Consider the following 21,180-nt stretch of genomic DNA (forward strand, 5'->3'; position numbering starts at 1 on the left):
GCCGGACCCCTAAAAAACTCGCGTCGTCAGGGGACGCGGGTGTGCCAGTACGAGACGGAGGCCAGCCGCTTGCCCAGCGGCGACGAGATCAGCGTGGTGTCGAGGTCCCGGAACACGCTGGCCAGTTCGTTCGGAATCTCGCGGTAGAGCCCGTACGGGAACGCGAAGTCGTGATCGTCGTCCACGAGGTGGAGGCCGGCGCTGTCGAGCAGTCGGGACACTTCCCACCGCGAGTAGAGCCGCGACCCCATCGGGAGCGCCCAGTTGTACAGCGAACGCGTCGTGAAGCGATTGAACGTGTCGAAAAAGACCTGATTGCGCGAGACCCGCCGCATCTCGCTCAGGAACGAAGCGGGCTGGTCGGCCAAGTGGAAAAAGCGCATCGCGATCACCGAGTCGAAACTGTCGTCGGGGAACGGAAGCCGCCCGGCGTCGCCCCGCATCAGATCCATGTTCTCCGAGACGCCCGCACGTTGAGCCTTCTCGCGGCCCTGCTGGAGCATCGGCCCCGAGATGTCGAGGCCGACGACGTTGGCACCGCGCTCGGCCAGCATGACCGTGAACCGGCCGGTCCCGCAGGCGATCTCCAGCACGTCCCTGTCCTCGACCGGGCCGATGGCATCTAGCACGGCCTGTTTCTCCCGCCGATCGATGAGCCGTCCCCCCCTGGAGAACCGCTTTTCCTCGTACTCCTCGGCGATGTCGTCCTCCTGATACCACTCCTGTCCCTTCACGGTTTGTACCTGAGTGCGACCCGCAGTCCATAAAACGATACTGAAACACATCGCACGACCACGCCGAGACCCGATAAATAATAAGTATCCTAATATGTGTGCAGTCGATACCGGAATCGACCGACTGTAACCAGTGGACGTAGATACGTTATTGATTCCGTCAATTTGTGTCGGAAGACTTTGTATAAGGAGGCATAATACGCACTTATTTGTTCCTATTGTTTTGTCATACATATAGCCAAGTTTTACCCGTCGTGTTCAGTCACGTGCAGATATGAGTACGACGCCGGACGAAAGTACGCACGCGGAGAACAGTGAGGAGAGTCCGTTGGCCGACCCCGAGTTTCGCGAGCGACTGCGCGAACTCCCGCCGAGCGCGAAGCTCGTCGCCAAAGTACTGGAGGGTGATGCGCCACTCTCGCAGGGTCAGCTGGCCGAGGAGTCGCTGCTGCCCGATCGGACGGTCCGGTACGCGCTGAACCGCCTGGAGGAGTCGGACCTGGTGGGATCGCGGTACAGCTTCCACGACGCGCGCAAGCAGGTCTACTACCTGAGTAACTGACCACAGTACCTTTTGCCCGGCGTGCCCCTGGGGTGGGGTATGGACGTTACCCGGGTCCCCGTCGAAACCGCCACGCGCGGCCCTGGCGGCGCGACGAACGCGTATCTGCTCGGTAGCGATAGCGGCATCCTGATCGATCCGGCCGCCCGGACCGACGACCTCGACGAGGCCGTCGACGCGACCAGTGTCGACCACGTCGCGGTGACACACCACCATCCCGACCACGTCGGTGCGGTCGCCGAGTACGCCACCGTCTGCGACGCGACCCTGTGGGCACGCGCCGGCCGCGCCGACGCCTTCGAGCGCGCCACCGGCGTCGCGCCCGACCACCGGTTCCGGCCGGGCGACCGTATCGAGACGAGCGACGGCCACGTCGAACTCGTCGATACACCCGGCCACGCGCAGGAACACGTCGCGTTCACGTGGGATCGGGGCGCGGTCGTCGGCGACCTGGCGGTCGCGGCCGGGAGCGTCGTCGTCGGCGCGCCGGAGGGCGACATGCGTGCGTACCTGACCAGCCTCCGCCGGCTCCGGGCCCACGGGTTCGAATCCATCTATCCGGGCCACGGTCCCGTGATCGACGATCCCGACGCGACGCTCGCCAGGCTGATCGACCACCGGCTCGACCGCGAGCGGACGGTCCGCCGCGCCGTCGCCGAGGGTGCCCGGACTGTCGACGAAGTGCTCGACGGGGCCTACGACAAGGACCTCACGGGCGTCCGCGACCTCGCGCGTGCGACCGTGCGCGCTCACCTCCAGAAGCTGGCCGTCGAAGGGGATCTCGACTTCGACGGCGAGCGCGCCCAGCTCTAGACGGTGGGCACCGGAATCTCGTCGAGGATCTCCCGGACGATGTGCGCTTTCTGTACGTCGTCGACGCGCGCGTCCGGTGTCAGGACCAGCCGGTGGGCGAGCGTCGGCTCGGCGGCCCACTTCACGTCGTCGGGCGTGACGAACTCGCGGCCTTCGATGACGGCGCGTGCGCGAGCGGTCTCGAACAACCGCTGGGTCCCGCGGGGCGAGACACCCACCCGGACCCGTCGGTCGTCGCGGGTCGCGCGGGCGATGGCCGCCATGTAGTCGAGCAGGTCGTCCTCGACGCGGACGGCTTCGGGTGCCGACCGGACGGCCTCCACGTCGCCGGGGGCCAGCACGGACTCGACGGACGGGCTGAGGGCGTCCCGGCCGCGGCGGCGTTGCAGGAGTTCGACCTCCCCGTCCTCGTCGGGGTAGCCGATGGCGGTCTTGACGGCGAACCGGTCGACCTGTGCCTCGGGCAACTCGAAGGTCCCCTCCATCTCGACGGGGTTCTGGGTCGCGATGACGAAGAACGGCTGGGGGAGCTGGTGGGTCTCGCCGTCGACGGTGACCTGGCCCTCTTCCATGGCTTCCAGGAGCGCCGACTGGGTCTTGGGCGGGGCGCGGTTGATCTCGTCGGCCAGCACCACGTTGGCGAAGATGGGGCCGTCGGCGAACTCGAAGGTACGGTCGCGCTCGTTGTAGACGTTCGTGCCGGTCACGTCCGAGGGGAGGAGGTCGGGCGTGAACTGCACGCGCGAAAAGGACAGGCCCAGCGCCGTGGCGACGCTGCGGGCGGTGAGGGTCTTGCCGGTGCCGGGTACGTCTTCCATGAGGACGTGCCCGCGGGCGACGATGCCCAGCAGGACTGTTTCGAGGAACTCGTCGTCGGCGACGACGGCCGATCCGACCTCCTCGCGAACCGATTCCAGGGCGGAACTCGCTTCGGGGATCTCCATGTCCGGTCCATCCACGCCGCCGCATTTAGTGGTTGGGTGCCTGAAAGATCGCTCCGTCTTCCGAATCGAAACGGATAAAGACCAACCGGTGGAACGTTTGGGTGAGCCGAGGTAGCCTAGCCTGGCCAAGGCGGTTGCTTCGAGAGCAACTGTCCTCACGGACTCAGGAGTTCAAATCTCCTCCTCGGCGTTCTCCACGAGCCAACACGGCGAGTGGAGACGCTGTACGAAGATTTGAGCAGACGAGTCGCAGCCCCGGAACGGCCGGGCGAAGCGAGGCCGCATGCCCGGAACGTCCCGGCGTGTTCGAGTCTCCTCCTCGGCGTTCTCCACGAACCAATACGGTGAGTGGAGCGAGCCGTCGGCACCACCGCTTTTCAAAAACCCACGAAGGGAGGCAGTGTAATCAAGGGGTGGCGTACGTATGGCACGGTATGGCAGAGACAGATGTGGGCGCGCCGGAGGGGCCGGACGGCTGGCCGGTCGTCGGGAACACCTTCCAGTTCGCGCGCGATCCGTTCGCGTTCTACGAGCGGTGTGCGGACTTCGGGGACGTGGTGCCGTACGAGGTCGGCGGGATGACCTTTTACCTCGTCACGCATCCCGAGGACATCGAGCGGATTCTCTCGACGGAACACCGGAAGTTCGAGAAGGGGGCCTTCCAGCGCGAGCAGTTGCGCGGCGTCCTGGGCGAGGGGTTGCTGACCAGCGAGGGCGAACGATGGCGAGAGCAGCGCCAGCGCATCCAGCCGACGTTCGGGCCGGAGAAGATCGACTCGTACGTGGAGGTTATGACCGACTGCGCCCAGCAGGCCGGCAAGCGCTGGTGGGACGGGCGGCAGATCGCGGTCGGCGACGAGATGCGCCGCATCACCGTCCAGATTCTCGCGCGGTCGCTGTTCGGGACCGACATCAGCGACCACGTCGAGACCATCGCCGACGCGATGGGCGACATCGGGGCCCAGGCCGAGGCGCCGGCGGCGACGGCCCTGCTCCCGGAGTGGGTGCCGACGCCGTGGGATCGCCGGGCCCAGCGCGGCGTCGACGCCATCGACGGCGTGATCGCGGACCTGATCGAGCGCCGTCGGGGTGACGCCGAGGGCCGGGACGACCTCCTCTCGACGCTCCTGGTGGCCCACGACGAGGGCGAGATCGGGCGGGGGACGCTCCGGGACCAACTCGTCACGTTCCTGCTGGCGGGCCACGAGACCACGTCGCTGGCGCTGACCTACACCTGGTACCTGCTGGCGGAGAATCCGGACGTCCGTGAGCAGTTACACGTAGAGATCGACGAGGTGCTGGGCGATGCGGTGCCGACCATGGCGGATCTGGGTGGGTTGTCCTACACCGAGCAGGTCGTGACCGAGGCGATGCGGTACTACCCGCCGGTCCACCGGGTCGTCCGCGAGGCCAGTGAGGACGTACAGTTGCGCGGCCGGACCGTCGAACGAGGATCGATCCTCACGATGCCCCAGTGGATCGTCCACAGGGACGCACGGTGGTACGACGACCCCCTGGCGTTCCGGCCCGAGCGGTGGGCCGAGGACCGTGACCGGCCGGACTACGCGTACTTCCCGTTCGGCGGCGGGCCGCGGCGCTGTATCGGGATGCGCTTCGCGAAACTGGAGGCCCAGCTCATCCTCGCGACGCTGGCCAGGAACTTCCGACTGGAACTGGTCGGCGACGGCGGGCCGCTCGACCTCACTTCCGGCGTGACGGCCTCGCCGACCGAACCGGTCGAGATGGTGCCGCGGGTGCGCTGACGAGGCTCACTTCGTTCGGTCGGCCTCGCCCTGCTCGCGGGCCACAGGCCCGCTCGCTCTTTCCGTGGCCTCGCTCACTTCGTTCGGTCGGCCTCGCCCTGCTCGCGGGCCACAGGCCCGCTCGCTCTTTCCGTGGCCTCGCTCACTTCGTTCGGTCGGCCTCGCCCTGCTCGCGGGCCACAGGCCCGCTCGCTCTTTCCGTGGCCTCGCTCACTTCGTTCGGTCGGCCTCGCCCTTCACATCACCGGTCCGATCCGTCGCGAATCCGGTCCGGAAGGCGATGTACGCGAGGACGCAGATGAACAGGATCGGGGGCAGAATCATGAATCCCCAGAGCCCGTCGAGCCCCCACCCGAGAATGAGGATTACGTCCGCGATCCCGAGCGCGAGAAAGGGCAACACCCAGAGTGCCGCCTGCTTGCGGCTGACCCCACTCCCGTCGCCGGAGATCAGTTCGTCCATATCCCACGTTCGGTCTTCGAGGTAAAAAGCACCGCGTTGTTGGACCCACTGGCTCCACGGGTTTATTATTAATCCGACCAGAGAATATTGTTAATCAGAGGTACTACAGTGCCGATTTATAACAGCTAAATTAATAAGACGGACTCGGTTACGTTCTCGTAATGAGCGAGAGTACAGTGGACGGCGACCGGGGCCCAGGCGACGGGGTTCGGTTCCGGCTGGAAGTGCCGGAGATGGACTGTCCGTCGTGTGCCGGGAAAGTCGAGAACGCGCTCGACGGCGTCGACGCTGTGACCGAGACGGATTTCAGCCCGGCGACGGGCGTGGTCACACTGACGGCGGCGTCGGGCGCAGCCCGGGAAGCGGCCGTCGAGGCGGTCGAGGGTGCCGGCTACGAGGTGACCGGCGCGGCCGAGGCCGGCACGGAGCGGGCGGGACCTGCCGCGGCGGAGCCGGTCTGGAAGACCACCCGGGCCAAAAAGACGGCCGCCAGCGGCGCGTTGTTGCTGGTGGCGCTGGCCGTGCGATTCCTGCCCCTGGGGCTGGACGTCACCGTCTTCCGGCCGTTCGGCCACTCTCTGTTCGCCGCCGACGTGCTCCTGCTGGCGGCCGTCGCGGTCGGTGGCGAGGTAATCGTCCGGAACGGCTACTACTCGGCGCGGAACCTGAGCCTCGACATCGACTTCCTGATGACCGTCGCGATCCTCGGCGCGACGGCGGTGTCGCTGACGACGCCCGAGCGGTTGCTGATCGAGGCGGCCTCACTCGCCGTGCTGTTCAACGTCTCCGAACTGCTCGAACGCCACGCCGTCGACCGGGCGCGGAACTCCCTCACCGAACTGCTGGAACTCGCGCCCGAGCGGGCACTGGTCCGTCGGGACGGCGACCTGACGGAGGTGCCCGCCGGCGAGGTCGCCGTGGGCGAGACGGTCGTGGTCGAACCCGGCGAGAAGGTGCCCCTGGACGGCGACGTGGTAGCAGGCGAGAGCGCGGTCGACGAGGCACCGATCACCGGCGAGAGCGTCCCCGTCGACAAGACCGTCGGCGACGAGGTGTACGCTGGGTCGATCAACGAGAGTGGCTACCTCGAGTTCGAGGTGACTGCCGGGGCCGAGGACACCACGCTGTCCCGGGTGATCGACCTGGTCGAGGGCGCACAGGAGCGAAAGACCGACCGCGAGCAGTTCGTCGACCGGTTCGCCAGCTACTACACGCCGGTCGTGGTCGCCGTGGCCATCCTCACCGCGACGGTTCCGCCGCTCGTCCTCGGATGGCCCGGCGTCGAGTGGCTCGTCAACGGCATCACGTTCCTCGTCATCGCCTGCCCGTGTGCCTTCGTCATCTCGACGCCGGTCACGGTGGTCTCGGGCGTGACGAGCGCGGCCCGCAACGGCGTCCTCGTCAAGGGTGGCGACCACCTCGAAGCGATGGGCGAGGTCGACGCCGTCGCCGTCGACAAGACGGGCACCCTGACGACCGGCGACCTCGGCGTGACCGACGTGGTGCCGCTCAACGGCAACGACGACGCGGACGTCCTCCGCTGTGCCCGCGGGCTGGAAGCCCGGAGCGAACACCCCATCGCCGCGGCCATCGTCGGCCACGCCAGCGCCGAGGGCGTCACGAACGGCGACCGCGCGGTCGAGGACTTCGAGAGTCTGACCGGACAAGGCGTCCGCGCCGAACTGGGGGGCGCGACCCACTACGCCGGCAAGCCGGCCCTCTTCGAGGACCTGGGCTTCGATCTCGGCCACGTCCACTTCACGACCGATGCGGGCGAGTTGCCCGCCGACACCCGCGACCAGTGTGAACGCGCGGGCTGTCTCGACCTCGTCGAGGACACCATCCCGCGACTCCAGGCCGAGGGCAAGACCGTGATCCTCGTCGGCACGGACGAGGAGGTCGAGGGCCTGATCGCCGTCTCCGATACGATCAGGCCGAACGCGGCTCGCACCGTCGCGGCCCTGCGCGACCAGGGACTGACCACGGTGATGCTCACCGGCGACAACGAGGGGACCGCCCGCGCCGTCGCCGGGGAAGTCGGCGTCGACGACTTCCGCGCCGGCCTGCTCCCCGAGGACAAGGTGGCGGCTATCGAATCGCTCCAGGCCGAGTGCGGCGAGGTCGCGATGGTCGGCGACGGCATCAACGACGCGCCCGCCCTCGCCACGGCGGACGTGGGCGTCGCCATGGGCGCCGCCGGCTCGGATACGGCCATCGAGACCGCCGACGTGGCCCTGCTGGGCGACGACCTCTCGCGACTGCCCTACCTCTCGAAGCTCTCGAAGCGAGCCAACGGCGTCATCCGGCAGAACATCTGGGGGTCGCTGGGTGTCAAAGCGATCCTCGCAATCGGGATCCCGTTCGGCCTCGTCGGCGTCATCCACGCCGTCCTGATCGGCGACGTGGGGATGACCAGCGCCATCACCGGCAACGCGATGCGGCTGGCGCGACTGCAGCCCGAGGATTTCCAGGACTGACGATCACTCCCCCTCGAATTCGGGTTCTCGATCCTCCAGCATGGCCGCGAACCCCTCCCGGTGGTCGTGGCTGTCCCACACTTCCCGGGACCGTTCGTACTCCATGTCGAGGCCCTCCCCGAGGGTCACGTCGAAGGCGCTGTTCAGGCACTCCTTGGCGCGGGTCATCCCCATCGGCGCGCGGGTCGCGAGGTCGTCGGCGTACGCGCGGGTTTCCTCATCGACGGTTCCCGGTTCGACCACCTCGTTGACGAGGCCGATCCGCTCGGCCGCCGCGGGGTCGATCCGATCGGACTTCATCACCAGTTCTTTGGCCTTGGCCAGGCCGATCAGCCGGGGCAGGCGCTGGGTGCCGCCGCCGAACGGGAAGATGCCGAGTTTGGTCTCCTTGAGGCCGTAGGCGGCGTCGGCACCGATAATCCGGAAGTCGAAGGGCAGCGTCAACTCGAAGGCGCCGGCGATGGCGGCCTTCTCGATGCCGACGACGGTCGGGATCGGCAGGTCCGCGATGCCGTCGAAGAGGCCGCGGAGGCCGTCGTAGATCTCCTGGTGGCCGTCCACGTCGGCCTCGGCCATGAGTTCCAGATCCATCCCGGCGGAGAAGACGGGACCGTTGCCCAGCAGGGTCATCACGCGCACGTCGCCACGGTCGTCGACGGTCTCGATGGCAGCCCGGAGGTCGTCGATGACCGTCAGGTCCATCGCGTTGCGTTTCTCGGGGCGATCGAGCAGTACGTCAGCGCGGTGGTCCTCGAACGAGACGGCGACCGTTCCGGAGCCGATCGATTGCATGGGGCCACCCACTGCCGAGGGGCACAAAAAAGGGTCGGCCCGCGTCACTCCCGCGGGACGCTGAGGTCACACATCACACAGCCACACTCGGGGCAGGTCTCGGGCTGGCTGTCCGCCTGGACACGGAGCCGACAGCTCACACACTCGTAGACGAACGGCCGGACCGGGGAGTAGGGGTCACCACTGGGCATGCGTGCTAGTTCGTGACGCACCCACTTGAACACGGACCGACGTGGTGGTCCGGTGACAGTGGTCCGACAGCGCGTCCCCGTGGCGTCCGTCGCGGGTGGCGAGCATCGGGTCCCAGCGCCGGGCCGCGGGATATCTTTTCATACCCGCCGGTCGTACTGTGGGTATGAACGAGGCCACCGTCGAGGGCGTCGGTGTCGGCGTCGGCGACGAAGGCTCGGGCGCGCCCGTCGTCGTCCTCCGTGCGCGGGACGAACTCCTCCCGATTTTCGTCAGTAGCGATCAGGCCCAGTCGATGCAACTGGCCATCGAGGGCGAGCCGTTCGACCGACCGCTCACGCACGACCTGTTCGTCGAGATGGTCGCGGAGTTCGGCGGTGCCATCGACAAGGTTCGCATCGACGACCTCGCCGACGGGACCTTCTACGCCAAGGTCGACGCCGAGCAGTACCACGGCGGCGAGCGCAATGAACTAGTCTTCGACGCCCGTCCCAGCGACGGCATCGCCCTCGGTCTTCGGGTCGACTGTCCGATCGTGGTCTCGGACGAGGTCCTCGACGCCGCCGGCCGCCCGCCCGAGGAGTTCGACGTCGAGGGGACCTGACTGGACCGGTACTCCCAGCGACTGAGAGCCGTCGGCCGCTTTTTTACCGCACGGCGAGAAACGCGAAACGAACCCATGGTAGACCGCGACTACGACACGATTCTGGTGCCGACCGACGGGAGCGAGGGTGCACTGGCGGCGGCCGAACACGCTATCGGCCTGGCCGAGCGCTACGACGCGACGATCCACGTCCTCGCGGTCGTCGACGTCGACGACGTGGCACTGACCACACCGACGGATACCGATCTCGGCGACCTGAAGTCGACGTTACGGACGCAGGCACAGGCCGACATCGACGAGGTCGTGAGCCTGGCCCGGGCGGAGGGGCGCGAGACCGAGGAAGCGATCGTCCCGGATACCGAGGAGGCCATCCTCGTCGGTGTCCCCCACCGGGCCATCGTCGACCACGTCGAGGACGAGGGGATCGACCTGGTCGTGATGGGGACCCACGGACGGCAGGGGCTCCAGCGCGTCCTGCTCGGCAGCGTCGCCGAGCGCGTCGTCCGGACCTCCCCGGCTCCCGTCATGACGATCCGACCGACCGAGGACGAGGACGAGGCGTAGTCAGTCCCGGACGCGGCCGTGTTCGTCGATTTCGCCCCGGACGATCCGCGTCGAGGAGATGCGCTCGCCGTCCTCGGCGAGGACGTAGGGCGCGACGATTCCCTCGATGGGCTCGAACCCCTGCTCGCGCCGACCGTCGTTGATCGCCGCCAGTTCCGGGGCCGTCTCCGGTGAGACGACCAGCGCGTCGACCCCTGGCTCGTCGCTGACGATGCCGTGTTCGTCGGTCAACTGCCTGATCTCTACCGTCCGGCCCCACTCGTCGAGGTCGGCGAGTGCAGCCGCCAGTTCGTCCCGCCGCCGTTCGAACGGCGGGACCTCACGCGTCCGCGAGGCCTGCGCGAACGCGTCGCTGGTCAGGCCGACGATCAGCCCCTCGTCCCCGTACTTCAGCGCCGTCCGCAGGAGGTTCCGGTGGCCGTCGTGGAGCGGGCCGAAGGTTCCGGCGACGGCGACGCGAGTTCCGGTCACAGCGGAGTTTGGCGCGCCAGCCACTTCAACGGCGGCGACCGCGAGTCGGTCCGCCGAGCCCCGACAGTACTTACAGCCCGACGATGTCGTCCAGTTCCACGTCGTCGACGCGTCCGCCACAGACCGCACACTCGTCGACGTGGTCGGGTGCCGATCCACCTTCCATGTGCAGGTTGCCGCAGTCGGTACAGACCTCGAACTCAGCCTGAAGCGTACGGGCGGTCGTCACGCCGCCCGTGGAATGTGTCTCGCGGCGGCCCGGTCCCCTGGCCGTGGGTTCGTACGCCGAGCCGCGGGCACCGATATCAACGTCCAGACACCAGTGGCGTCGGCCTTATCCGTCGCGGAGCCGAACCGAACGGGTATGAGCAGGGACCTGGAGGCGCGACTCGACGAGACGTTCGACGGGGACGTACCGGACAGCGTCGACGAGGCGGCGCTCGACCGGCTCAAGGCCGTCGCCTACGTCATGGACGAGAGTGTCCGCGTCCCCGGCACGGACGTCCGGGTCGGCCTCGACCCGCTGGTGAGCGCGGTGCCGGTCGTCGGCGACGTGATCAGCGGCGGCCTCTCGCTGTACATCGTCGTCGAGTCCGCGTATCTCGGCGTCTCCTACGCGACGCTGGCCCGGATGCTCGCCAACATCGCCATCGACGTGGGCGGGGGAGCCATCCCGTTCGTCGGGACGGTCTTCGACGCGCTCTGGAAGTCCAACGTACGCAACGTCGAACTCCTGCTGGACGAACTGGGCGGGACCGACCAGCCGGATTCGGTCACCGAGTCGACCGAACCCGAACCCGTGATGATCGAAGTCGACGAACCGGCCGACTGAGCCTCCCGACACTTATATTCTCGCGCCGACAGGCTGAACCATGAAGCTGCAGGCCCGGGCGATCGACATCGGGACCCGGACGCCGACGGTGATCCTCAACGGTGCGGACGCCGCCGAACTCGGCGCTCATCCGCTCGACCGCGTCGAGATCGACCACGCCGGCGGCACGGTCGTCGGCATCGTCGAGTTGACCGACGAACTCGTCGCAGAGGGTGAACTGGCGGTGACGCGCCCGCTCGGGCACATCGAGGGCGAGGTCGCGGTAACTTTCGCCCCGAGTCCCAGTTCGGCCTCGTTCGTCCGGAAGAAACTGGACGACGTCGAACTCGAAGCCGGGGAGATCGAGGACATCGTCACGGACATCAAGTACGACCGGCTCAGTGATGCCGAGTTGAGCGCGTTCGTCACGAGCATCTACACGAACGGCCTCTCGCGCGCCGAGATCGTCGACCTCACCGAGAGCATGGTCGCCGCCGGCGAGACCATGCACTGGGACCGCGAGGGCGTGGCGGACAAACACTCCATCGGCGGCGTCGCGGGCAACCGCGTGACGCCGGTCGTCGTGCCCGTCTTCGCCGCCGCAGGGGTGACCATCCCCAAGACGTCCTCGCGGGCGGTCACCTCGGCTGCCGGGACGGCGGACACGATGGAGGTGTTCTGTGACGTGGAGTTCGGGATCGACGAGATCCGCGAGATCGTGGCCGAGACCAACGGCTGTCTGGTGTGGGGCGGCGGCGTCAACCTCTCGCCGGTCGACGACAAGATCATCCGCGTCGAGACGCCGCTCTCGCTGGACCCGCCGGGACAGATGATCGCCTCGGTCCTCTCGAAGAAAAAGAGCGCGGGCTCGACGGAGATCGTCATCGACATCCCCTACGGCGAGGGCGCGAAGGTATCCAGCCTCGACGCCGCCCGGGAGATGGCCGAGGACTTCGACCGCGTCGGCGACGCCCTCGACATGCAGATCGACTGTGCGATCACCCGAGGCAACCAGCCCATCGGCGCCGGCATCGGCTGTGGCCTCGAAGCCCGGGACGTGCTCGCCGTCCTCCAGGGCGAGGGTCCCGAGGACCTCAGGTCGAAAAGCGTCACGCTCGCGGATATGCTGCTGTCCTCGTGTGGGTGTGACGAGTCGGCCGCCGCCATCCTCGAAGACGGCCGCGCGCTCGGGAAGTTCCGCGAGATCGTCGCCGCTCAGGGTGGCGATTCGGACGTGACGGTCGACGATCTTCCCATCGGGAGCCACACGGCGACGGTCGAAGCCCAGGGCGACGGCCGTGTTAGCCACGCCAACAACCGACTCGTCAACGAGTGTGCGCGCCGCGCCGGTGCACCCAAAGACAAGGGCGCAGGACTGGACCTCGCCGCGCAGGTCGGTGACGCCGTCGAAGCGGGCGAGGCGCTGGTCACGATCCACGCCGAGACCGCCGAGAAACGCGACGAGGCCGTCCGGTTCGCCCGTGAGAATCAGCCGGTGCGTGTGAACGCACCCGACGAGGCGCTGGTCGAGCGGTACGGGTGATCGGCGGTTGGTTCAGTCGGCCGCTCGATCACCCGGGCTACAGCTACCCCGTACCTGTCGAGAACGGTCTGTTGAATCCAGAGAATAGTTGCAGCAGGATACAGTTCCTACGGTTCCGGGACTGATAGTGGGACTTACAACACTCGGATTCGGTACCCTTCGGCGACGGCTTCGTCGGTGACTCGGCCGGCCTCGATAGCGGCATCGAGCAGTTCCGTGACGAACTCCTTCGGCACCTCGACGCCGATGAAATCGTTCCCCTCGCGGCCTGTGGTCAACCGTGCCATCGTTCGGTCGGTGCCGTCGTCATTGTAGATACTCCCGACGCGCTCGTCGTCGCGCAAGAACCGGAGGGTTACGTCGGTCGGTTCGATCGACTCGAAGTTCACCTCGAACACCCGGTCGTCACTCTCGATCCGTGCGAGCATAAGCCCGTCCCGTTCAGTCACGATGGTTTTCACACCTGCACTACGATCTCACGAGAAATAAGACCCTGACCCGGAGTCTTCCTATCGCCCGTGTTCAGCTACTCTGCCCGAAAGCGGGCACCACTGGTCGGTGGCTATGCTATCAGCATCGACGCTTCGAAGGCCAATTACGGTCTGAGAGGTACGCGCCCTGTATTCAGCACAGAATGGGGGGCATCAATTTGAGCGGACAGAACAGGTGGAATACGTTTGCAAGCCCCCTCGAGAGATAGTGCTAGCATCCGCGCGCCGAAGGCGCGCGGTTCACCGTCAGAGCTTCGCTCTGACGAGCCCTCGTTCGTTCCCGAGGGTCACTCACGAGAACACCGGACGCGAGCCGAGGGCTCGCGTCCGGCAGTTTTACGCCCACGTTTTTGCGAGGGGGGTTCGCCGGCGGCGAACCCCCCGCAATAAAAAGTGGGTGCCGTTAGTCGTCAGCTAAGACCTGATCGGGTTCGTTCTCGATCAGGCGGTCGATGGCCTCGACCATTGCCTCTACGGACGCTCTGGTGATGTCGGCGTCGGAGACGGCGACGGTGACGGCGTTGTCGCCGCGGGACATCTCGACTTCGACGGTGACGACGGCGTCGGTGCCGCCGGTGATGGCGTCGACGTGGTAGGAGTCGAGGCTCGCGTCGGCGGCGTGGCCGAGCGCCCCCTGAACGGCGGAGACGGCGGCATCGACTGGACCGGAGCCGGTGCCCGACGCGACCCGCTCCTCGCCGTCGACTTCGACCCGGACGCTCGCGGTCGGGGTGCCCGACCCGCTCGCGGCGGTCATCTCCAGGAGGTCGACCCGGCGGTCCCGATCCTGGCCGACGACTTCCTCGGCGATGGTGAGCAGGTCGGCGTCGGTGACGCGCTTGCCCCGGTCGCCGATGGCCTTGACGCGTTCGACCACTTCGTCGATCTCGTCGTCGTCGGCGTCGATGCCGTGTTCGCCGAGCGCGGCTTCGACGCCGGCGCGGCCGGCGTGCTTCCCGAGGACGAGCCGGCGCTCCCGACCCACCTTCTCGGGCGGGTACGGCTCGTACATGGCGTCGTCCTTGAGGGTGCCGTCGGTGTGGATGCCGCTCTCGTGGGTGAAGGCGTTCTCGCCGATGACGGCCTTGTTCGGGGCCAGCGGCACGCCCGTCGACCGGGAGATGAGCTGTGCGAGGTCGTACACCTCGGTCAGGTCCATCGGCTCGACGCCGTAGCCGTGATCCAGCGCGATGGCGACCTCTTCGAGGGCGACGTTGCCCGCCCGTTCGCCGATACCGTTGATCGTGCCGTGGACGAGGTCCGCACCCGCAGCGACGGAGACCAGCGCGTTGGTCACGGCCAGTCCGAGGTCGTCGTGGGTGTGGGTGCTCGTCGGGCCGAGTTCGGTCATCGGCTCGATCCGTTCGAGCGTGTCGTCGGGTGTGGCGTGGCCAACGGTGTCCGCGTAGCAGATCCGGTCGGCACCGGCGTCCATCGACGCGCTCATCAGCTCTTCGAGGTAGTCGACACGCGCACGGGAGCCGTCCTCCGCGATGACCTCTACCCAGAGGTCGTGGTCTTTCGCGTAGGCGACCAGTTCCTCCGTGTTCTGGACGTTCTCCTCGTGGGTCGTCCCGACTTTCGTCTCGATGTGCTTGTCGCTGCCCGGGACCACGATGGTCACGCCGTCCACGTCGCAGTCCAGCGCGAGGTCGATGTCGTTCTGGATACCCCGCGAGAAACTCGTGATCGTCGCGTCGAGATCGAGGTCGGTCACGCGCTTGATCGTCTCGCGCTCGCCCGGCCCGGTGCAGGCGCTGCCGGCCTCGATGAAGTCGATCTCGGCTCGATCGAGTCCGCGGGCGATGCGCGCTTTCTCTTCGGGCGTCAGCGACACGCCCGGCGCTTGCTCGCCGTCGCGAAGCGTCGTATCGAGGAACTGTACGTCGTCGACGTCACTCGGGTCCCGGAGCTGTGGATGGCTCCCGAAGAAGCTACTCTCTGTCACAGTGTGTCCACCATCAGGCAGAACCGAGAATTTCGCGTCCAGCCGCCTTGCGGCGACTTCCTCTATCCTCCGTCGGTGTATGGTCCGACATTGTACCCCAGAGTAGGCCGGTGCTCGCGCTTTAATCTATTGGATTCGACACAGCGACTCACGCGGGTTCGTCCGTGACGGGTTCGCCCGAGTCCTCGGGCGTGGGCTCCTCGCGCTCGACGACTACGCTGTCGCCGACTTCGACGCCCTCGGCACTGCCGGCGGCGAGTTCGACGATGGTATCCGCCTTGGCGACACCGATGCCCGTCCAGGGTGAGAGCGTCGCCACCTTGACCACCTCGTCGTCCCGCAGCCAGACGACGTCGAGTGGCGTCCGGACGAACAGCATGTGGATCACACGGCGAGGCACCGTGTCGCGCAGGCGATAGAAGAAGCCGGGCTCGCCGAACTCGAAGACCAGCGCGTAATCGTCGGACACCGTGGACTGGCCCATCAACCCGATGGTCTGTGAGACGAACGAATCGGCGAGGTCGACGGTCGTCGCCAGCGCTCGCCGCTCACCCTCGGCCTCGTGTACGACGCGCATACCCCTCGCTCGCCCGGTGCCGACAAAACGTTTTGGCCGAGCCGGCCTCGACTACCCGGGAGTCCCGACCGGTTCGCGCGTGTGTGACGCTTTTCAATCCGTGAGAACTGGAGGGACGGGTTGAAAATAGGGTGGCAAATAAGACGGACATGGCCAGTGGTCTCTCAGCCGTCGCGCTGGCGTACTACACGCTGCCAGTGGTCGCGACGCTGCTGCACGCCGGTCTCGGCTACTGGGTCTATCGTCGTCACTGGAATCGAGCGGGGGCAAAGTGGTTCGTAATCACCCTCGCCATCGGTGGCCTGGGGACCGTCGCGTTCTCGATTCAGTTGCTCAGTGAATCGCTCATCAAGCAGTCGCTGGGGTCCATGACCGGTTTCCTGCAGATCTGCTCGTACCTCTCGTTCACCGTGTTCGCCGGTCGATACACGGGCACGGACTTCCACCGCCACTGGCTGGTGAGGGGTACCTTCGTGACGGTCATCGGTGGGTTCATCGTGCTGGCACTGTTCAGGCCGCCCGATCTCTACGTCTCGAACCTCCGGCTCGTGACCGAACCGATCACCTACTACGCCTACGACATCGAACCCGGCCTCGGCGTCATCTACCTGCTGGTCTACGCCCTCACGTTTTATACCTACTACAAGCTGATCGTCTACCTGCTGTCGACTTCGGCACGATCGACCCGACAGCTCGCTCTCCTCGTCTGTGGGTCGGCATCGATCGCCGTGGTCGTCCTTCTGAGTCAGGCGGGACTGTTCCCGGCTTCGGAACTGAACCACGCGGCGTACGCGACGATCCCGTTCATCTTGCTCGCCACGCTGGCCCTGTTCCGGTTCGACCTGTTGAACGTCCAGCCGGTCGCACGCAACGCCGTCGTCGAGAACCTCCGGGACCCCGTCCTCGTGCTGGACGACGAGCGACGCGTCGTCGACTTCAACGACGCAAGTACCCTGGTCTGGCCCGACCTCGACGCCCATATCGGCGAGCCCTTCGATGCCGCCTGCCCCACGCTCGCCGGGGAAGTCGATCCGGCCGTCGAGGACGAGGGAGCGAACCGACTCACCCTCCCGACCGACGGCCGCGACCGCCACTACTCGGTCACCGTCTCGCGGGTCGCCCGACGTGACGGCGACGACGAGTGGCTCTCGGTGCTCCTCCGTGACGTGAGTGCGCTCGAACAGTCCCGCTGGCAACTCCAGAAACAGAACGAACGGCTCGACCAGGTCGCCTCCACCGTCTCCCACGACCTGCGCAACCCCATCAACGTCGCCGACGGCTACACCGAGATCCTCCAGCGCATGATCGACGAGGACGGCCTCGACGCTGAAGAAGGAGAAGAAGCACTGGAGCGCCTCGGGCAGATCCAGACCAGCCACGACCGGATGGAAGCGATCATCGACGACATCCTCACCATCGCCCGCGAAGGCAAAACCGTCGAGGAGACGGATTCCGTCTCACTGGCCACCGCTGCCGAAGACGCCTGGGCCAACGTCGACACGAGAGACGCCACCTTGACCGTCACCGACGACCGACGGCTCCAGGCCGACCGCTCGAAGTTCCTCTCGATCCTGGAGAACTGCTTCCGCAACGCACTCGACCACGGCCTACCCGACGTGACCGTCGAAGTCGGCGCGACCGACGACGGCTTTTACATCGAGGACGATGGTCCTGGCATCCCCCCGGAACACGCCGACACCGTCTTCGAGTACGGCTACACCACCACCGACGAGGGGACCGGGCTGGGCCTCTCCATCGTCAAGACCGTGGCCGAGTCCCACGGCTGGACCGTCGAGCACGACGCCGACTACGACAGCGGTGCCCGCTTCGTCTTCGAGGGCGTGGGCACCGAACGAACCGAGATCGCGCACGGTCCGTCGTGATCCGGGCCCGTGGCGTTTCAACCAGTGAGAACAGGGGGAGAGAGTTGAAGACAGAGTGATCAGTATCGCCGGGTATGGCCAGTGGCCTCTCCATCGTGGCGCTGGGATACTACACGTTGCCGATCGTGGCAGTGCTGCTCCACGTCAGCCTGGGCTACTGGATTTACCGAAATCACTGGGACCGGTCGGGCGGGAAGTGGTTCGTCCTCATGCTCGGCGTCGGGAGCATCGAGACGTTCGGGTTCTGGATCAACCTGATCAGTCCACCGGGTCCGCTCAAGCGCGTCCTGTTCTACCCGATCGCCTTCCTGGCGTTCGCCTCGTACGTTGCCTGGACAGTATTCGCCGGAAAGTACACCGGGACGAACTTCCACCGGCACTGGGTGATACGCACCGTTTTCGCGGTGATACTCGGTGGGTTCGCGCTGTTGGCCCTCCTCTCCCCGTTCGAGAACCTCCTGATCACGAACGTCGAGGTGATCCGGCAGCCCATCGTGTACTACACCTACGACATCGAGCCCGGGCTCGGCCTCATCTACCTGCTGATCTACGGTCTCAGCATCTACACGGACTACAAGCTGATCGTCTACCTGCTCTCGACGTCGTCGCGGTCGACCCGACAACTCGGCTTGCTTATACTTGCTGCGGTCTCCGTCGTCGTCATCACGGCGGCGAGCCAGGCAGGCCTGTTCCCCGCCAGCGAACTCAACCACGCACCCCTCGCGACCATCCTGTTCATCCTGTTCGCGACGCTGGCGCTGTTCCGGTTCGACCTGCTGAGCGTCCAGCCGGTCGCACGCAACGCCGTCGTCGAGAACCTCCGGGACCCCGTCGTCGTCCTCGACGAGGACGGCCGGATCGTGGATTTCAACGAGGCCAGTACCCGCGTCTGGGACGACATCGGCGCTCACGTCGGCGATCCGCTCGGCGTGGCCTGTCCGACCCTGACCGACGTGGTCTCGTTCCCCGACGCCGGCGAGGAGACCGCCGGACAGCTCACCCGCCAGTCCGCGGACGCGGAACGGCACTACTCGGTCAACGTCTCGCAGGTCAGCCGCGGTCGGGACGACCGGCACTGGTACTCCGTCCTGTTGCGGGACGTGACCGTCCTGGAGCGATCCCGCTGGCAACTCCGGACACAGAACGAACGCCTCGATCAGGTCGCCTCGACCATCTCCCACGACCTGCGTAACCCCATCCAGGTGGCCGACGGCTACGTCGAGATGCTGGACGGCATGATCGACGCGGACGGCCTGGACGCCACGGAGGCCGACGAAGCCCGGGAGTACCTGCGAAAGACGAGCGACACCCACGGCCGGATGGAGGCGATCATCGAGGACGTGCTCACCATCGCCCGCGAGGGCAAGACCGTCGCAGAGACCGAGCGGGTCACTCTGTCGGCCGTCGCCCACGATGCCTGGGCCAACGTCGACACCGGTGAGGCGACCCTGACCGTCGCCGACGACCGCACGCTCCGGGCCGACCGCTCGAAACTCCTGACGATCTTCGAGAACGTCGTCCGGAACGCACTCGACCACGGCCCCGACGACGTGACCGTCGAGGTCGGCGCGACCGACGACGGCTTCTACGTCGAAGACGACGGGCCGGGCATCCCCGCGGAACACGCCGACAGCGTCTTCGAGTACGGCTACACCACGACCGACGAGGGGACCGGGCTCGGTCTCTCGATCGTCGAAACCATGGCCGAGTCCCACGGCTGGACCGTCGAACTGGCGACGCCGGGGGACGGAGCGGGCACCACGGGGACGCGGTTCGTCTTCACTGGTGTCGGCGATAGCCCGGTAGTCGACGACCACGGGCCACATCCCGCGACCTGACGGCCGCTCAGTCGTCGGCAGGACGTGACGCGCCGCCGGTGGTGGCCGCGTCGGGCCGGACGGACGCGTCCGGGAGTCGGAACCGAGCCAGGAGGTCGGTCAGATCGGTCGCTTCGGCCGACAGCGATTCGGTCTGGTCGGCGACGGTCGAGACCGACGCGGTCTGCTGGCGGGCGGCCGCGGCGACGGTCTCGGCCTCGGCGGCGGTCTCCTCGCTGATCGAGGCCACCTCGTCGACCATGTCGACGACACCCTGCGTGGTCTCGGCCTGGTCGTCCGTCGCCGTCGAGATCTCCGCGACGCTCGTGTGTACCTCGCCGACGACCGCGACGATATCCTCGAAGTTCGACAGCGTCCCCTCGACGGTCGCGATGCTGTCGGTCACCTGCTCGTTCATTTCGCGGGCGCTCGCGGCGGTGTCGTCGGCCTCGCGCTGGACCTCGGCGATGAGGTGCGACATCTCGTCGGCGGAGGTACGGGCCTCGTCGGCCAGGGCTTTCACCTCGTCGGCGACGACGGCGAACCCCTCGCTGTCTTGGCCGGCGCGGGCGGCCTCGATCGAGGCGTTCAGCGCGAGCAGGTTCGTCTCCTCGGCGATGTCCTCGACGTCCGCGACGATCTCGTCGATCCGGCCGATCTTGGTGGCCAGTCCCGCCACGTCCTCGGCGGTGCGGTCGATGCGCGCCTCGACGGCGTCGAGTTCGTCGATGGCGTCGGCGGCAGCCTCGCGACCCGAGCGGCCCCGCTGGGCGGCCTCCTCGGCAGTCTCGGCCACCTCGTCGGCCGAGGCCGCGATCTCTTCGACCGTCGCCGAGAGCGTGTTCATCTCGGTGGCGATCTCCTGGAGTCGGTCGCTCTGGGTGGCCGCTCCCTGAGAGATCTCCTCGGTCGAGCCGGCGATCTCGTCGCTGGCGCGGTCGATCTCGGCAACCGATGACTGGAGGTCGTCGCCCGTGTCCGCGACCGCACTGGCGAACGCCGACACGTCGCCGATGGTATCGGCCAGGGTGACCAGGAGGTCGTTGTAGTTGTCGACGACGGCCGCGTGCCCGTCGTCGGCGTCCAGTTCGACCGTCGCGGTCAGGTCACCCTCGCGGGCCTGCTCGGTCGCGTCGGCGAAGGCCGCCGCCATCTCCTCTAGATTCGCCGACCGTTCCTGGAGTTCGGCGGTCATCGTCTCCAGTTCGGTCGTGTACCCTTCGAGTTCCTCGGCCATCGTCGACAGCGACTCGCCGAACTCGCCGGGGACGGTCTCCTCCAGTGCCGGCGCGTCGAATTCCTGGCGAGCCAGGGCGTCGGCCTGCCGGGAGACCGTGGTGAGGTACTCGCTCATGTCGGCGACGGCGTTGGTGAGCGACCCGACCTCGTCGGGCTGGTCCGACCGAGGCGCGGTCACGTCGAGGTCGCCGGCCGCCACGGCCGCGACCGTCCGTTCGAGGTTCGTGATCGGCGCGACCAGGTCCTCGCGGGTGATCAGCAGCGTGTTCAGGAAGGCGACGACGGCCGCGGCGACGAGCGCGCCGACCAGCGCGACGCGGACCAGCCCGGAGACCAGAAACGGGAGGACGGCCTGGGCCAGCGAGATCGTGAACTGGATCGCCACCGCGGCGACGACCTTCCGCTCGACGGAGCCAGTCACGCCGAGTTGATCCATCGTCCCCCAGAGCAGGGACCGGTACCGATCGAGAAATGCAGCCATATATTTCGACCGTCT

21 protein-coding genes and 1 tRNA gene are annotated in these 21,180 nt (G+C 67.1%); 11 read left to right on the forward strand and 11 right to left on the reverse strand.

What is annotated here, in order from left to right; genetic code table 11:
* Window positions 1-26 precede the first annotated feature (26 nt).
* Window positions 27-734, reverse strand: a complete 708-nt coding sequence (locus EAF64_RS12705) for a class I SAM-dependent methyltransferase (protein WP_129069372.1) — start codon at window positions 732-734, stop codon at window positions 27-29.
* 274 nt (window positions 735-1,008) lie between these two features.
* Between EAF64_RS12705 and EAF64_RS12710 the strand changes: the two genes are divergently transcribed.
* Both EAF64_RS12710 and EAF64_RS12715 read left to right on the forward strand, forming a co-directional pair.
* A complete protein-coding gene (locus tag EAF64_RS12710) occupies window positions 1,009-1,296 on the forward strand; it encodes a MarR family transcriptional regulator (protein ID WP_129069373.1) in 288 nt (95 codons plus the stop codon).
* Between the two features lie 39 nt (window positions 1,297-1,335).
* The gene (locus EAF64_RS12715; RefSeq protein WP_129069374.1) at window positions 1,336-2,109 is read left to right on the forward strand and encodes an MBL fold metallo-hydrolase; all 774 of its coding nucleotides are present in this window, start codon (window positions 1,336-1,338) and stop codon (window positions 2,107-2,109) included.
* Here the strand turns inward: EAF64_RS12715 and EAF64_RS12720 are convergent.
* Window positions 2,106-3,053 carry an AAA family ATPase gene (locus EAF64_RS12720; protein WP_129069375.1) on the reverse strand — a complete coding sequence of 316 codons (948 nt, stop codon included), beginning with the start codon at window positions 3,051-3,053 and terminating at the stop codon, window positions 2,106-2,108. The two genes, EAF64_RS12715 and EAF64_RS12720, sit on opposite strands and share 4 nt — an antisense overlap.
* Before the next feature lie 105 nt (window positions 3,054-3,158).
* Here EAF64_RS12720 and EAF64_RS12725 point away from each other — a divergent pair.
* Window positions 3,159-3,243: transfer RNA gene (locus EAF64_RS12725), tRNA-Ser, on the forward strand.
* Window positions 3,244-3,487: 244 nt separating this feature from the next.
* Entirely contained in the window at window positions 3,488-4,816 is a 1,329-nt protein-coding gene (locus tag EAF64_RS12730) for a cytochrome P450 (RefSeq protein WP_129069376.1), read from the forward strand.
* A gap of 210 nt (window positions 4,817-5,026) precedes the next feature.
* Here EAF64_RS12730 and EAF64_RS12735 read toward each other — a convergent pair whose 3' ends face one another.
* Window positions 5,027-5,278: a hypothetical protein gene (locus EAF64_RS12735; RefSeq protein ID WP_129069377.1), complete on the reverse strand. Its 252-nt coding sequence runs from the start codon at window positions 5,276-5,278 to the stop codon at window positions 5,027-5,029.
* A 161-nt stretch (window positions 5,279-5,439) separates the two neighbouring features.
* Between EAF64_RS12735 and EAF64_RS12740 the strand changes: the two genes are divergently transcribed.
* Window positions 5,440-7,755, forward strand: coding sequence for a heavy metal translocating P-type ATPase (locus EAF64_RS12740; RefSeq protein ID WP_129069378.1), 2,316 nt, complete (start codon window positions 5,440-5,442; stop codon window positions 7,753-7,755).
* A gap of 3 nt (window positions 7,756-7,758) precedes the next feature.
* On the opposite strand, the gene EAF64_RS12745 is transcribed toward EAF64_RS12740, so the two are convergent.
* Window positions 7,759-8,547 carry an enoyl-CoA hydratase/isomerase family protein gene (locus tag EAF64_RS12745; protein ID WP_129069379.1) on the reverse strand — a complete coding sequence of 263 codons (789 nt, stop codon included), beginning with the start codon at window positions 8,545-8,547 and terminating at the stop codon, window positions 7,759-7,761.
* Window positions 8,548-8,591: 44 nt separating this feature from the next.
* On the reverse strand, window positions 8,592-8,738 hold the full coding sequence (locus EAF64_RS12750; RefSeq protein WP_129069380.1) for a rubrerythrin-like domain-containing protein: 147 nt from the start codon (window positions 8,736-8,738) through the stop codon (window positions 8,592-8,594).
* A gap of 164 nt (window positions 8,739-8,902) precedes the next feature.
* Here EAF64_RS12750 and EAF64_RS12755 point away from each other — a divergent pair, with 164 nt between their 5' ends.
* Window positions 8,903-9,340, forward strand: a complete 438-nt coding sequence (locus tag EAF64_RS12755; RefSeq protein ID WP_129069381.1) for a bifunctional nuclease family protein — start codon at window positions 8,903-8,905, stop codon at window positions 9,338-9,340.
* Window positions 9,341-9,415: 75 nt separating this feature from the next.
* Window positions 9,416-9,904, forward strand: coding sequence for a universal stress protein (locus EAF64_RS12760; protein WP_129069382.1), 489 nt, complete (start codon window positions 9,416-9,418; stop codon window positions 9,902-9,904).
* Here the strand turns inward: EAF64_RS12760 and EAF64_RS12765 are convergent, their stop codons facing one another.
* Window positions 9,905-10,375 carry a phosphopantetheine adenylyltransferase gene (locus tag EAF64_RS12765; RefSeq protein ID WP_129069383.1) on the reverse strand — a complete coding sequence of 157 codons (471 nt, stop codon included), beginning with the start codon at window positions 10,373-10,375 and terminating at the stop codon, window positions 9,905-9,907. It lies immediately after the preceding gene.
* Between the two features lie 70 nt (window positions 10,376-10,445).
* Complete coding sequence (locus EAF64_RS21035; RefSeq protein ID WP_193767681.1) at window positions 10,446-10,604, reverse strand: hypothetical protein; 159 nt, start codon at window positions 10,602-10,604, stop codon at window positions 10,446-10,448.
* A gap of 135 nt (window positions 10,605-10,739) precedes the next feature.
* Between EAF64_RS21035 and EAF64_RS12770 the strand changes: the two genes are divergently transcribed.
* Both EAF64_RS12770 and EAF64_RS12775 read left to right on the forward strand, forming a co-directional pair.
* Window positions 10,740-11,207 (forward strand): DUF4112 domain-containing protein, encoded by a 468-nt coding sequence (locus tag EAF64_RS12770; protein WP_129069384.1) that lies wholly within the window; start codon window positions 10,740-10,742, stop codon window positions 11,205-11,207.
* A gap of 40 nt (window positions 11,208-11,247) precedes the next feature.
* Window positions 11,248-12,729, forward strand: coding sequence for an AMP phosphorylase (locus EAF64_RS12775; RefSeq protein WP_129069385.1), 1,482 nt, complete (start codon window positions 11,248-11,250; stop codon window positions 12,727-12,729).
* 134 nt (window positions 12,730-12,863) lie between these two features.
* On the opposite strand, the gene EAF64_RS12780 is transcribed toward EAF64_RS12775, so the two are convergent.
* From EAF64_RS12780 to EAF64_RS12790, 3 genes are all read right to left on the reverse strand, one after another.
* Window positions 12,864-13,190: a hypothetical protein gene (locus EAF64_RS12780; RefSeq protein ID WP_129069386.1), complete on the reverse strand. Its 327-nt coding sequence runs from the start codon at window positions 13,188-13,190 to the stop codon at window positions 12,864-12,866.
* A gap of 433 nt (window positions 13,191-13,623) precedes the next feature.
* A complete protein-coding gene (locus EAF64_RS12785; RefSeq protein WP_227738963.1) occupies window positions 13,624-15,168 on the reverse strand; it encodes a (R)-citramalate synthase in 1,545 nt (514 codons plus the stop codon).
* A 148-nt stretch (window positions 15,169-15,316) separates the two neighbouring features.
* Window positions 15,317-15,745 carry a DUF192 domain-containing protein gene (locus EAF64_RS12790; protein WP_129069388.1) on the reverse strand — a complete coding sequence of 143 codons (429 nt, stop codon included), beginning with the start codon at window positions 15,743-15,745 and terminating at the stop codon, window positions 15,317-15,319.
* A gap of 149 nt (window positions 15,746-15,894) precedes the next feature.
* On the opposite strand from EAF64_RS12790, the gene EAF64_RS12795 reads away from it, so the two are divergent.
* Together EAF64_RS12795 and EAF64_RS12800 are read left to right on the forward strand one after the other, a co-directional pair.
* Entirely contained in the window at window positions 15,895-17,628 is a 1,734-nt protein-coding gene (locus tag EAF64_RS12795) for a sensor histidine kinase (protein WP_129069389.1), read from the forward strand.
* 74 nt (window positions 17,629-17,702) lie between these two features.
* Window positions 17,703-19,466, forward strand: coding sequence for an ATP-binding protein (locus EAF64_RS12800; RefSeq protein WP_129069390.1), 1,764 nt, complete (start codon window positions 17,703-17,705; stop codon window positions 19,464-19,466).
* Between the two features lie 7 nt (window positions 19,467-19,473).
* On the opposite strand, the gene EAF64_RS12805 is transcribed toward EAF64_RS12800, so the two are convergent.
* Window positions 19,474-21,165 carry a methyl-accepting chemotaxis protein gene (locus tag EAF64_RS12805; protein ID WP_129069391.1) on the reverse strand — a complete coding sequence of 564 codons (1,692 nt, stop codon included), beginning with the start codon at window positions 21,163-21,165 and terminating at the stop codon, window positions 19,474-19,476.
* Window positions 21,166-21,180: the final 15 nt, after the last annotated feature.

This window comes from Halorientalis pallida, assembly GCF_004118325.1.
Taxonomy (GTDB): domain Archaea; phylum Halobacteriota; class Halobacteria; order Halobacteriales; family Haloarculaceae; genus Halorientalis; species Halorientalis pallida.